Raw genomic sequence first — 14,397 nt, 5'->3', positions numbered from 1 at the left:
TTGACTCTTTTAGAATGTTACGTTAAGACCAAATGTGAGGTTGAGAGGGATAGGATATCCATAGTTTGGATTCTCAGGATCTACACCAGTAAAGCTACTGCTCTTGATGGTGAACAGGTTCTGTGCGCTGACATACATACGCAGACGTTGCATAGATAGCTTAGAGACTATGTTCTGTGGCAAATTGTAACCCAACTGGATAGTGCGCAGTTTCAGATAACTACCATTCTCTACCCAATAAGTAGATACACGTTTCTCGTTATTATTGTCGGAAAGGGTAACAGCAGGAATATTGCTGGATGGATTGTCCACACACCATGCGTTCAACAGACGATGTCCCTTGTTCAAGAAGCCGACGTTAAGACCAGCCCAGATGTCGGTCTCTTTCTTTAGGTCGGAGATGATGTCTACACCCTGCACACCCTGGAAGAAAGCTGTGAAGTCGAAGTTCTTGTACTCCAAGTAGATGTTGAAACCATAAGTGAAGTCAGGCACAGGATCGTAAATCCAAGTCTGGTCAAGCTCAGTAATCTTACCGTCATGGTCGAGGTCTCTCCAGCGCATACGTCCTAAGCCTGCACCTTCCTGAGTGGCATGGTTGTCGATTTCTTCCTGGCTCTTGAAGATACCATCGCATACATATCCTACCTGTGCACCCATAGGATGACCGACAACACTCTTCACACCATTACCACCAAAGGTACCATTAGCTGCAACGGTAGTAGGCAGCGCGGTAATTTCGTTGCGATAAGAAGAAATGTTGGCGGTGATGTCGTACTTCAGACCGAAGTTGGTCTTATTGCGATAACCGATGTTGAACTCGAAACCGCGGTTCTCCATCTCGCCTGCATTGATCCACTGTGAGCTTCCCTCACCCATAACGGCGATACCAGGCATATAAACCAAGATGTCCTTGGTCTTCTTGAAGTACCAGTCGAAGTTACCATAGAGGGTATTGCCAAAGAAAGCGAAGTCGAGACCCAAGTCGGTCTGTGTGGTTGTTTCCCACTTGATGTCGTCATTACCAATCTGATTGCGCTTGAAACCCGAAGGCAATGTGCTTCCGCCATTGGTTCCTGCGATATCGTAAGAGGTACCATAACTCTGACCACCATTCTCACCCACTCCATAGTTGCTAACAAAGATGGTATAGCGAGCCAAGTTGTCGATTTCCTGGTTACCAGTCTGTCCCCAAGATGCACGAATCTTCAAATCGTCAATCCAAGAAGCCTTCTTCAGGAAGTTCTCCTGATTGATACGCCAGCCTGCAGATACAGATGGGAAGGTGGCATAACGATTGTTCTTACCGAAACGAGAGCTACCGTCACGACGGATGGTGAACGAAGCCATGTACTTGTCGGCATAATTATAGTTGGCCTTACCGAAGAAAGACACGAGTGAATAGCCAGAGCCTCCACCGTAAGCCTGTGCTCCCGTGGTACCTGCATCAGGCCACATATAGTCGGGCTTGAGTACTGCGAAACCTTCCTTGTAACCAGAGAAGTAGATATCATCCTGACGGTTCAACTCCATACCTGCCATGAGGTCGAAGCGATGCTGACCTATCTCCTTGTTATATGTAGCCACAGCATTCCACATCCACTTGGTCCAGTGTTCCTGCTTGGCCTCTACTGCATTCTTGTCGTTAGCCACATTACCTTCGGTAACAGGATAAGTAAAGAATCGCTGCTGCTTCTGTGAGTAATCGAGACCAAAGGTGGAACGGATGTTAAAGCCCTTGAAGAGGTTGAGGTTTACATAAGCATCACCAAACATACGCCAGTAGGTATAACGGTTGTCCTTGTTGCGTTCCAACACTGCTACAGGGTTATAACGATCTGGATAACCTCCTACAGGACCTGCATAGTTGCCATCCTCAGTATAGATAGGCAGAGATGGATTGAACTGCAACACATTCTGCAAGAAGCCACCAGGAGCCGCAACCTCAGAAGTACGGTTGACAGTGAAGTGCTCGCCTACAGTAAGACAATTATTCTTCAAGAGCTTGTACTCTGTATTCATACGAGCTGAGAAGCGGTTGAAATCTGAATGTTTGATAATTCCCAAGTTCTTGTAGTAACCCAAAGAGAAGAAACTACTACCCTTGTCTGAGCCCTTACTAACAGATACGTTATACTGCTGTACTACACCTGTGCGAGTTGTCTCATCAAACCAATCAGTATCAGCAGCAGGTGTTGTACCCGCATCGTCGAGATACTTCTTCATACTGATGCCGTTGAGCACAGGGTTGCCCTGCTCGTTATAGCTCCAGTCGTAGCTGTAGCCCAGACCATTGGTGTTAGGATCCATACCATCGTTCATATAGGCACGCCACATCACCTGACCAAACTCCTTTGCATTGAGCACATCCATCTTATGAGCGTAAGTAGAAACCGAGATAGAGCCATCGAAGTCGACCTTCACCTTGCCCTCCTTACCCTTCTTGGTAGTGATGATGATGACACCATTGGCAGCACGGCTACCATAGATAGAAGCCGAAGCAGCATCCTTGAGCACCTGAATGCTCTCGATGTCATTACCATTGAGTTCGTGCATACCAGCCTTGGTTGGCACACCATCAACAATATAAAGAGGATCATTGTTGTTCAGCGTACCGATACCACGAATACGTACGGTGGCAGTTCCTGAAGGAGAACCGTCAGCTGTAATATTCATACCAGGAACGCGGCCCTGAAGAGCCTTGATAGGGTTGTTCTCGTTCTGCTTGGCTATCTCGTCAACACTGACTACCGAGATGGCACCTGTCAGGTCGGCCTTGCGCTGAGTGGTATAACCAGTAACAACTACCTCGTTGAGCAACTTGGCATCTTCTTCGAGAACGATGCGCAGACCCTTGGCAGCCTTCACCACCTGAGTCTTATACCCCATAAAAGAGATAGAAAGTTTTGAACCGGACTGAACCTGCACCGTAAAGTTACCATCAATATCAGTAACAGTACCTGCATTTCCTTGTCCCCCCACTACGGTGACAGTGGCACCAATAACTGGTTCTCCACTGTTGTCGGTAACATTTCCACTTGCCTCTTCGACCTGGGCGAATGATACCGCACTGACGAGCAACAAGCAGATGCTCATCAAGAGAGTTTTCATTTTCTCCATGTAAATAAAGGTTTTGTTAATAGTAATTCTATTTATTGTTTATTCAAATTTCTGGCAGCAAAGATAGCAAAACTCTTATTGACAACAGAGAAAAATTCGTTCATCACATGGCAATTATGTTACATGCAACAATTTTTATAGTATTTCGTTCATTTATATGACTTCTGTTTTTCAGAGAGATAGAATAATCAGCACAAGTTGGAATAGCAGGGTTATAAAAGAAGTTAGAAGGAAGTTGAGAGAGAGAAGTCCTGTCAGTCTCTCAACTCTGTCGGGTTGATGCCGAACTGCTTCTTGAAACAAGCTGAGAAGTAACCAGGAATGGCAAAGCCCACCTCGGCAGCAACCTCACTGATGGTCTTGTCGGTTTGCTTCAGGAGCGAATAGGCTTTTTGCATACGCATTTCGCGAAGCACCTCTGCAGGAGTCTTTCCTGTCAATGCCTTTACCTTGCGATACATCTGCACCTTGCTAAGACTTAGTTCGGAGCCTAAGTCGTCCATACGTAGGTTGGCATTTCCTATATGCGACTTAGCAACCTTCTTAAACCGTTCTAAGAACATCCGCTCTCCTGGTGCCTCTGCCTGTATAAACTCTGCCGAAAGCACGTTCTTTGCATCCATATTTTTTCTCTGTCGACGAGCTTGCAATAAGTTGGAGATACGAGCCAATAGCAGATGGGCACTGAAAGGTTTGGTGAGATAGGCATCGGCTCCATGCTCATACCCTTCTATACGCTGAGACTCCTCACTGCGAGCGGTGAGCAATATAACAGGAATATGACTGGTTACCTCATCCTCCTTGATCTTCGAACAGAAGGTGAGTCCGTCCATCACAGGCATCATCACATCGCTGACGATCAGGTCGGGCACACTCTCCTTGGCCAGACGTAAACCATTTTGACCATCTGAGGCTTCGATGACGTAGTAATGATCAGAAAGCAAAACACGTAAATAGGTGCGAATATCTTCATTATCATCTACAACAAGGATGGTGGAGAGTTCCTCTACATCTTGTTGCAACAACATCTGATGGCGACTGTCGCGAAGCACATGCTGAGAGAGTTCCTTCTCGGAAGCCTCATCTGCCGTAGCCTGGTTCATCGCATCTACCTGATCCTTGAAGTTGAGCACATCGGCGGTCAAGGTTTCCAACTGTCCCACATTGCGCGACACCACCTGCAGCAGCATCTTCTGCTCCTCGGTATAATTGTCCGCCTGCATCAGCCGGTTCAACGGTCCTGACACCAAGGTCAGCGGAGTGCGGAGCTGATGACTGACATTGGTAAAGAAGACTATCTTTTCGTCTGCCATCTGCTTGCGCTGCTTGTTGAGTTTTTCTTTTTCCCGACGCACTTTACGACGATAGAATATCATGATGAGCAGCAGCACAACCACAGCAACAGCCAGGATGCTGATGATCTTCTGCCATCGGTACATCTTCATATAGTCATTAATGCTCGAATAGATGGCATTCAAGTTGGCCGTCTGGCCTTCTATCTCTTTATACTGCATGTCTATCAACTTGGCATTCTCGGCTGTGACAAGTGCCGACTGAAAATAGTTCATGCGCTTGTAGGGCTTGCCCTGCAGAATGTTCATCGCTAAGGGAACGATGGCCTCGCCCTTGGTAGGATAGATATACGAGGCTGTCATCACGCCCTTGTCCACAAGGTCTACTCCCTGGTTCTCACCAGGCAGTCCGTCGATACCCACAAAGAGCATCTGCTTATCGCGGTTCTTCTCCTTGGCTGCCTGCTGCGCACCCCAAGCCTCGGCATCATTATGTCCGAAGACTGCATCAACAGGCTTGCCTGCATCCATATACTGACGCATCAACTTCTTGGCGCCAGCCAGGTTCCAGTCGCCTTCCAACGTCACCACCTGTATCTGCGGAAAGGCTTTCATGCCCTGCATAAATCCGCGATGACGGTCGGCAACAGGTGTGGAGCCACGCTCGCCCGTTATCTCAACAACCGTTCCCCTGCCCTGCAGTTGGTGTGCCAGATAATCAGCCACCTCCTTGCCTATCGCCACATTGTCGGTTCCGATATAGGCAGTATAGTGGGTAGACTCTATCATGCGGTCGTAAAGAATGACGGGAATACCGGCACGGTAGGCACGCTCTATCGCTGGCGCAACAGTCTTGACATCACTGGGAGCCACCACCAAGAGGTCGACCTTGGTTTTCACCAAACTGTCTATCTGCCGGGCCTGGCGCTGCCCATTGTTGTCGGCAGAGGCAAAGACCACGTCCACATTCTTATACTGATACTGTCCAATCTTAATTTCGCGGTTCACCTTCTGGCGCCAAATGTCGTCGCTACATTGGGACACACCTATCACAGTGCGCCTGTCGGAACAGGACACCAAGACGAGCAACAAAAGGATTACATATAATATAATGTGCTTCTTTCCGGTTTTCATTTTTGTATCGTTATTGTTTACACAATAGTAATATGCAAAAATATAACAAAAATGAAAACCCACAAATAAGACAAACAAAAATTAATATTTTTTAATAGCAAAGACACACAAAAAGGACTTCGCCGCCCTTGGTCATCACAGACCAGGTAAAGCGAAGTCCTTTATCAATATATCAACTACCAAATACTAAAAACGAAACTTACTTCGTATATTTCTCAGGAAGCACTGGCATGGCACCATGCTGGGTGCACACGTATGCACTTACCTCTACTGCCAGCTTGTGAGCCTCGGCAATGCTCTTGCCCTTCAGAATGCTGGCACAGAAAGTACCTGTAAAGCTATCGCCTGCTCCTACAGTATCGGCAACCTCTACCTTTGGAGTTTCCTGGAACGACTTGAAGCTTGGAGCAAAGACATAGCTGCCGTTCACACCACAGGTGAGCACGAGCATGTCGAGATTGTACTTACCGAGGATGAGCCAGCACTTGTTCTCAATGTCAAGACCGGGATAACCGAAGAGACGGCCGATGGTAATCAATTCCTCATCGTTGATCTTCAAGACATTACAACGCTTCAAGCTCTCACAGATCACCTCCTTGGTATAGAAGTTCTGGCGCAGGTTGATGTCGAAAACCTTCAGGCAGTCCTCGGGAGTATGGTCGAGGAACTGATAGATAGACTTGCGGCTTACCTCGCTGCGCTGAGCCAAAGAGCCCCAGCATACAGCTCCGGCATTGGCAGCCACCTCCTTGATGTCGTCGGTGAAGGGGATGTTGTCCCATGCCACACCTTCCTTGATGTCATAAGTAGGAACACCCTCTGCATCGAGCTCTACCTGTACGGTTCCTGTAGGGAAGTCCACACGTGGCATCACGTACTTGAGGTGCTTATCGTCCAACAATCTGAGAGCCTCGTCGCCCAGCAAGTCGCTGCCTACGGCACTGACTGCTACAGAATGCAAGCCATGCTGACCGGCATGATAGGCGAAATTGGCAGGAGCGCCACCCAACTGAGAACCTGTAGGTAGAACATCGAAAAGGATCTCGCCCAAACCTACACAATATTTCTTATCTAAATCTTCTATTTTCATAATCTTTGTTTTTTAATTCAAGTTTTGCAAGTTCAGAAGTTTACATCTTCACCTTATTAATATAAGAGAACAGATAGAGCACGCCTACTGCCATCACCAATACAGCACCAATCTGCCCGATGGCATCGCTGGCAACACCCATAATGAGTGGGAATACCGTACCGCCAAACAAGCCCATGATCATCAGACCGCTCACCTCGTTCTTCTTCTCGGGTACAGAGAGAAGAGCCTGCGAGAAGATGATGGAGAACACATTGGAGTTGCCGTAACCCACGAGGGCAATGGCAATATAGAGCATCATCTTGCTCTCGCCGAAGAAGAGGCCTGCCATACTCAGCGCCATCATCACGATGCTGATGGTGAAGAACACACGGGGCTTCATCATACGAAGGAAGACGGTGCCTGTGAAACATCCGATGGTACGGAAGATGAAGTAGAGCGATGTGGCAAAGGCAGCCTCGTTGAGTGTCCAGCCCAGACGCTCCATCAGAATCTTTGGAGCGGTGGTGTTGGTGCCCACGTCGATACCTACATGACACATGATGCCGATGAAGGAAAGCAGCACGATAGGCTTGCCCAAGAGAGCCAAGCAGTCAACAAAGCCAGAGGCCTTGCCCTCGGTCTTCTCCTCCTCAATAGGAGTTCCTGCCAGGAACAGCGTTGCACACACACCGATAATCATATAGATGGGGAAGAGCACACGCCAGCCCAATCCAAACTCAGGAATGCTTGCCACTGCACCCCACATAGCAATATAAGGAGCCATGAATGAAGCAATAGCCTTCACAAACTGACCGAAGGTAAGCGTAGAAGCCAGGTTCTTACCGGATGTGACGACAGAAACCAGCGGATTGAGCGATGTCTGCATCAGCGCATTACCGATACCCAAGAGGGAGAACGATACAAGCATGATGCCGAAGGTTTCGCCAAACAAAGGCAGAAGAAGAGAGATGACTGTCACCAAGAGTGAGAGCAGCACGGTCTTCTTACGACCTATCTTATTCATCAACATGCCCGTGGGCACAGAGAAAATCAGGAACCAGAAGAAAACCAATGATGGGAACAGGTTGGCTGTAGCATCATTCAGGTTGAGGTCTTCTTTCACATAGTTGGAGGCTATACCCACCAAATCCACAAATCCCATTGCGAAGAAACAAAGCATCACAGGGATAAGGGTCAATTTCATAGACTTATTCATATCTTGTTAGTTATTTTTTTTTGAAGTGAATATTAGCTGTTATTTTCCAAGTTTGTAAACTTGATACTTACCCTTTCTCTTTCCTTTCACAACAATCTTATTATAGGGTTTGCTTGGGAACACGAGGTTGGTCATCGCCATCTTGCCCTCAGCATCCAGGACCTCGACGCTACTCTTGTCGATGAAGATTCTGAACTGGCTGATCTTTCCATAGGTAGGAGCCTTAGTGACAGCAGCAAACTCGTTGCTGAAGTCGGTCTTGCCGCTCTTTGTACGGTCCATCTCGAAAGTCTCAGCCTTGGCATTATAGGTCATCACCACCTTCTCGCCCTTGTCGTTGCTCAGGGTGATAGTGGCATTGCCCTTCACATTGACCACAGCCTCGCAAGCCTCTGAGAGAGCCTTTGATGTCTTCTTGCTGCGTGCAGCTGTCATCTCGGGAGAAGGAGTCACACTGCAATAGGTCTCGCCCTTGTACTCGAAGAGTCCTAAATCGCGGGCTATAGAATTGGCAGAACGGTACTGCTGGGTAGGAACCTGATTGGCGTACTGCCAGTTGCTCATCCATGCTATTGCCACACGGCGTCCGTCGGGAGCATTGTCGAAAGTGACGGTGGCATAATGATCCTTGCCATAGTCCATCCACTTGGTGACCTCGGGCTTGCTCTCGCAAGTAAACTTGTGTCCGTCGAACTCACCAATGAAGTATTGTGTGGCAGAACCGCCGAAAGGACCACCAGGATTGATGTTGCAGAGAAGCATCCACTTCTCCTTGTCGGTGCCGCGAACCTTCAAATTCATCAGGTCTGGGCATTCCCACACACCGCCATGATTGCCGTACTCTGCACCGAAAGAGCTCTCGTAAGTCCAGTCTTTCAGATTGTCAGAAGAATAGATGTTCATCTGCTGACCGGCAGCAAGAATCATGTTCCACTTCTTGATATCCTCGTTCCAGAACATGTGAGGATCGCGGAAGTCGGGCACGTTGCTTGTGATGATAGGGTTGCCCTCATACTTGGTGAAGGTCTTTCCGTTGTCAGTACTGTAGGCCATGCTCTGGGTCTGGTTCTCACCAGCCGAGGTATAGAGAGCTACGACAGCACCCTCGCCGAAGCCAGCGGTATTCTTCTTGTCGACAACAGCAGAGCCGCTGAATATCGTTCCTATCACATCTGGCTCGATAGCTTTACCCTCAAACTTCCAATTAACCAAATCGGTAGAGGTAGAATGTCCCCAGGTCATATTTTCCCACTGCGACCCATAAGGATTGTACTGGAAATAAAGGTGCCACACGCCATCCTTATAGAACATACCATTAGGGTCGTTCATCCAGCCATAGGCAGGAGTATGATGATAGAGAGGACGATACTGCTCACGGTTCTTCATGTCGAAGCTGTCGGAGAACTTCATTCCCTTCCAGCATCCGAAGTTGGCAATACCGCCATCGTTACGAGCCTGTCCGTCGACATGAATATCGAGCATCAGTCCCTTCTGGCTCTTGTAAGCCTCCAAGTCGAGAGGCACGTAATAATCTACGTGCGTATTGGCAAGGCGGACATTAAAAGTCTTCAACTGCTGGTTGTTGGCTATCACCTTGACATGACTCAGTTCGGCACTCTCCTGAACAGGTATCAGGAGATATTTCTCACTCTGGTGAATACGATAGAGGCAATGGTTGTTACTCAGGAATTGAGTTTCCTGGGCTGAGGCTGTCATACCAGCCAACAGGAGCATCATGCTCAACACAGTTTTTCTGATTGTTCTCATTACTTTGTTATTGGGTTTTGTTTTTAAATGCGTTATTGGTATTTTCGATTGCAAATTTATCAAACATATCTTATTCTTCCACGCAATATTCGTTCATTACGTATTAAATATGTTACAAGAAACATTTTTCTCATCTTTGGAACTGTTTTTTGAAGAAAATAATTCCTGCACGCAGTCATCTTTGAAGACAAAAAGGACTTATCTATTGCCGCTACAAGACCAGATGACTTTTTACCTTCTGCCATGTCGGAAAGAGCGAGAAATGTAGTTTTCACCCTTATGCATATATATTCGTTATTGGACAAGAGTTAACTATGAAAATATTTTTTCCCAGTTAGGTGGATTCTATTTCCCAGTTGGATGCCCGATTTTTGGCAATTACGGAATAAATATACCGTATAAATATACTTTAGTTTCCTCATATACGGAAGCTGAAAAAGTAAAAGAGTATATATAATAAGGTACGCGCGATACACTTCTATACATCTTAACTCCTTTATCTTCTATAACTTCCGTACATACAAAGATTAAGTTCAGTAAATTTCATTTCAAAATAGAACGAAATGATTGCATGAAACATATCTTTCAAAGAGAGAACGATTTTTGGTGTTGAATTTTTCTTTAATATCGTACATTTGCATTATAGTTACAAAAGAACTAAAAAGCTAAGAGTTCGAGAAATGCTAAAACCGACATTTCTCTTCTTATATAATAAACCTATAAAACTAAAAGATTCAAAAATGAAAAAAGTATTTACTCTATGTGTTGCCATCATGGCATCGGTAGCAACATTCGCACAAACCACTCTTTGGGATGGTGAGAATAAAGAATTGGGAACAACGACTGGTTTTTGGAATGATGGTGATCCCGAAGTGGTTGCTAACCCAGAGACGGACGGCATCAACACTTCTGAGAAATGTCTGAAGTTTGTGATGACCAACGGCAGTAAGATGGTCAAACTGCCTTTCCGCGAGTGGATAAAGCCTTCTTTACAGGGAAGCACCCGTGTATCTCTGATGATTAAGAAGTCACAAGCAGAAAACATACAGATAGAACTCTCCGACCCTACTGATGGTTCTGATGGATATTGGAAGAAAGTAGCATCTAATTACAGTGAGGAAGGAAAATGGCAGAAAGTCGTATTTGACTTTTCTAACAATGGTAGCTTCGACAATCCTGGCGTCATGACCATCACAGCCCAGACTGGTAATGTAGAGGGAGAACAAGACGTTTATATCGACAATATCGTCATAGAGCCTGCTACGAAAGTAAACGGCAAGTTGCTCTCAGAGATAGGAGATAACTCACTTGAGGGAGTTATCAAACTGGAGGGTGCATGGATGAAGGGAAAATGCCGAAATGCTAACGACAACAATTCGCAAAATTTTGAATACAACGACTTTACCACATTGGCAACAAAACTTTCCGGCAAGCCAGCCAATATTGACATGCGAGGCTGCATCGTAAAGGATGCAGATATTAACGCTATGCGAGGGGACAATAATAACAATATTCTCGTGTATGCAGATGAAGCTTACAAAGCTGACAATGTTATCTACAAGACTGACAATAAAGAAAAACCACTTGTATGCGCCAATCTCGTACTTGATGAGAATAAGTCTTACATGGTAAATGAAGATTTCAATGCAGAAAAAGTAACTCTAAAACGCCCTGTAAAGTTTGGCAACAATACCATGTGTCTGCCCTTCTGGGTAAGCAAGGAGGATATGAATGCAGAATACATCGCTAAATTTAAACCTACCGTAGACAATCAGGAAGTAAATAAGTCGGTCGTTACATTTGTGAAAGTTGATCATGTTGATGCCAATGTTTCCATTCATCGCCAACTACAACGAGCCTGTCACCGAGTTTACCTTCACCAACAAGGGTGTGGTCAATACAAATAATGGTCTTGGCTATCCATTCGTAGGAACCTATACCCCAGGTAGCGCAACTGGAAAATATGGTCTTACAAACAAAAACACATTCCAGAAAGGTGGCACTAACGCAACAACCAAAGCTTTTCGTGCCTTCTTAGAGTTGCCAGAAGTCAGCGGAGCAAAAACTTTCTCTTTAGATTTCACCGATGGTGAGACTACAGGCATTGAGAGCACCACAGCATCATTCGGCAACAAGGGTGTAAAGGTTTACAGCCTGCAAGGCAACCTGATTGCAACCGCTACTTCTATGAGCGAACTGCACCTAAACAATGGAATCTACATTATTAACAACAAAAAAGTTATCATCAAATGAAAAAGCAAACATACATAAGCCCCGCAGTCACAATATGTCATTGTGCCACAGCTACGATGCTGGCTGCCTCACCTGAAAAGAACACAAATATGGGCATTGACCAGGAACCAGGAGACTTTGAATTCCAATCCAAACCCCACGACGTCAATCTATGGACCGATGACGACATAGACAAAGAAGATAAGAAATCGAATTTATACTGGCAGATATAAGACAGTATGATGGATTCAAAAAAGAGGAGACACATATCTCCTCTTTTTTCGTATCTTCAAATATTATACAGTTCGGATAAGTATCAGTGCCTAAACTGACGTACAACTATACAACTTGCCCACTACGATGGGCAAGTTTACCCATAACGATGAACATCTTTGCCCATTGTTATGGGCAAAGATGCCCAAAGCCATGGGCAGATATGATCAATGCACTTTATTGAGACTTAACAATAACGACAGAAGGTGAGGGTGCGTCATAAGTGTAACAGGACGCATAACGCCCTCAACTTACACTGCAAGAAAGTTAAGTAAATATCATTTCAAAATAGGATGAAATGATTGCAAGAAACATATCTTTCAAAGAGAGAACGATTTTTTGTATTGAACTTTTCTTTAATATCGTACATTTGCATTATCGTAAAAAAACTAAAAGCTGAGAGTTAGAGGGACACTGAAAACCAATATTTCTCTTCTCTTATAATAAACCTGAACATTGTTAAACTAAAAGATTCAAAAATGAAAAAAGTATTTACTCTATGTGTTGCCATCATGGCATCAGCAGCAACATTCGCACAAACCACTCTTTGGAATGGTGAGGACAAGGAATTGGGTAAAGAGGCTATTGGCTTCTGGGCCGATGGTGATCCCGAAGTGGTAGCTAACCCAGAGACGGACGGCATCAACACTTCTGAGAAATGTCTGAAGTTTGTGATGACCAACGACAAGAAGGTTGTGAAACTGCCTTTCCGCGAGTGGATGACTCCCTCTTTACAGGGCAGCACCCGCGTTTCTCTGATGATCAAGAAGTCGCAGGCTGAAAACATACAGATAGAACTCTCCGATCCTACTGATGGCTCAGAGGGTTACTGGAAAAAAGTAGCATCTTATTACAGTGAGGCAGGAAAATGGCAGAAAGTAATATTCGATTATACCAACAACGGCAGCTTCGACTATCCTGGCATCATGACCATCACTGCCCAGACTGGTAATGTAGAGGGAGAACAAGAAGTTTATATCGACAATATCCAGATAGAGCCAGCTACTACGGTGAATGGTCAGCTGCTCTCAAAGATAGAACCCAACTCGCTTGAGGGAGTTATCAAGCTGGAGGGTGCCTGGATGAAAGGAGAATGCCAGAATGCTGACGGCGAATGGCAAAAGGTTGAATACAATGACTTTGCTACATTGGCAACAAAACTTTCCGGCAAGCCTGCCAATATTATCATGCAAGGCTGCATCGTAAAGGATGCTGATATTAATGCTATGCGAGGCGACAACAGCAATATTCTCGTATATGCTGATGAAGCTTACGAGGCTGACAACGTGGTAAAAGACGGAAAATGCGCTAAACTCGTACTCGACGACACCAAGTCTTTCATGGTCAATGAAGATTTCCAGGCAGAAAAAGTAACCCTGAAACGATCTGTAAACGCTGGCTACAACACTATGTGTCTGCCTTTCTGGGTAAGCAAGGATGACATGAACGCTGCAAGCATCGCAACATATAAGGAAATCGTAGACAAAGAAGACAATAACTCGGTCGTTACTTTCGAGAAAGCAGATCATATTGAAGCCAACGTTCCATTCGTCGCCAACTACAACGAGGCTGTCACCGAGTTCACCTTCACCGACAAGGGTGTGGTCAACACAAACAATGGTCTTGGCACAACATTCGTAGGAACCTATACCCCAGGCAGCGTAGAAGGTAAATTTAACCTTGCTGCCGACTGTACCTTCAAGAAAGGCGATGCAGAAGCTACTACCGATGCTTTCGGTGCCTACTTGGAGTTGCCAGAAGATTACGAAGCAAAGACTCTCTCTTTAGGCTACACCGATGGTGAGTTAGCTGGTATTGAGAGCATCACAACATCATTCGGCAATAAGGGTGTGAAGGTTTACAGCCTGCAAGGCAACCAGATTGCAACAGCCTCTTCAATGAGCGAACTGCACCTGAGCAATGGCATCTACATCATCAACAACAAGAAGGTGGTTATCAAATAATAATACAGACAGGACTATTTGATACCCCATCAACAGCCCTACCAGAGAATAAGAAACAAAAAGCCTTGGGATTCAATTTGAATTTCAAGGCTTGATTATCAATAAGTTGCAAAGACAAAAAATACGATTTTCGTCTTTTTCAAGTGGGCTCTTGACTGAAGTTTCTGTAATACGTAACTTTGCACCACCAAAATTTCGTAAGTTTTGCCCCTTCTATTATATTTGCACTTGGAAAAATAAAGAGGTAAAAATCTTTATATCTGCAAATTATTGTTAACTTTGCAGGAAAATAGATAAGTACAATAAAAAAGAAGAATACTCCATATC

General features: G+C 45.4%; 8 protein-coding genes. 3 read left to right on the top strand and 5 right to left on the bottom strand.

The window, feature by feature from the left end; genetic code table 11:
• Positions 1-9: 9 nt before the first annotated feature.
• From P3T48_RS10760 to P3T48_RS10740, 5 genes are all read right to left on the bottom strand, one after another.
• Positions 10-3,120: a SusC/RagA family TonB-linked outer membrane protein gene (locus P3T48_RS10760; protein WP_276506680.1), complete on the bottom strand. Its 3,111-nt coding sequence runs from the start codon at positions 3,118-3,120 to the stop codon at positions 10-12.
• Between the two features lie 254 nt (positions 3,121-3,374).
• Positions 3,375-5,546 (bottom strand): substrate-binding domain-containing protein, encoded by a 2,172-nt coding sequence (locus tag P3T48_RS10755; protein ID WP_276506679.1) that lies wholly within the window; start codon positions 5,544-5,546, stop codon positions 3,375-3,377.
• Positions 5,547-5,745: 199 nt separating this feature from the next.
• Positions 5,746-6,636: a carbohydrate kinase family protein gene (locus P3T48_RS10750; protein ID WP_276506678.1), complete on the bottom strand. Its 891-nt coding sequence runs from the start codon at positions 6,634-6,636 to the stop codon at positions 5,746-5,748.
• Between the two features lie 40 nt (positions 6,637-6,676).
• Positions 6,677-7,834 (bottom strand): MFS transporter, encoded by a 1,158-nt coding sequence (locus P3T48_RS10745; RefSeq protein WP_276506677.1) that lies wholly within the window; start codon positions 7,832-7,834, stop codon positions 6,677-6,679.
• Between the two features lie 39 nt (positions 7,835-7,873).
• The gene (locus P3T48_RS10740) at positions 7,874-9,601 is read right to left on the bottom strand and encodes a glycoside hydrolase family 32 protein (RefSeq protein WP_443217190.1); all 1,728 of its coding nucleotides are present in this window, start codon (positions 9,599-9,601) and stop codon (positions 7,874-7,876) included.
• Between the two features lie 740 nt (positions 9,602-10,341).
• Between P3T48_RS10740 and P3T48_RS10735 the strand changes: the two genes are divergently transcribed.
• From P3T48_RS10735 to P3T48_RS10725, 3 genes are all read left to right on the top strand, one after another.
• The gene (locus tag P3T48_RS10735; RefSeq protein ID WP_276506676.1) at positions 10,342-11,508 is read left to right on the top strand and encodes a hypothetical protein; all 1,167 of its coding nucleotides are present in this window, start codon (positions 10,342-10,344) and stop codon (positions 11,506-11,508) included.
• Positions 11,429-11,854 carry a hypothetical protein gene (locus tag P3T48_RS10730; protein WP_276506675.1) on the top strand — a complete coding sequence of 142 codons (426 nt, stop codon included), beginning with the start codon at positions 11,429-11,431 and terminating at the stop codon, positions 11,852-11,854. Before P3T48_RS10735 ends, P3T48_RS10730 begins: the two co-directional genes overlap by 80 nt.
• A gap of 731 nt (positions 11,855-12,585) precedes the next feature.
• On the top strand, positions 12,586-14,070 hold the full coding sequence (locus tag P3T48_RS10725) for a hypothetical protein (protein ID WP_276506674.1): 1,485 nt from the start codon (positions 12,586-12,588) through the stop codon (positions 14,068-14,070).
• Positions 14,071-14,397: the final 327 nt, after the last annotated feature.

This window comes from Segatella intestinalis (assembly GCF_029348455.1).
Lineage (GTDB): Bacteria > Bacteroidota > Bacteroidia > Bacteroidales > Bacteroidaceae > Prevotella.
The sequence above is the reverse complement of the archived record's forward strand: the minus strand, read 5'-3'. Positions and strand labels throughout refer to the sequence as shown.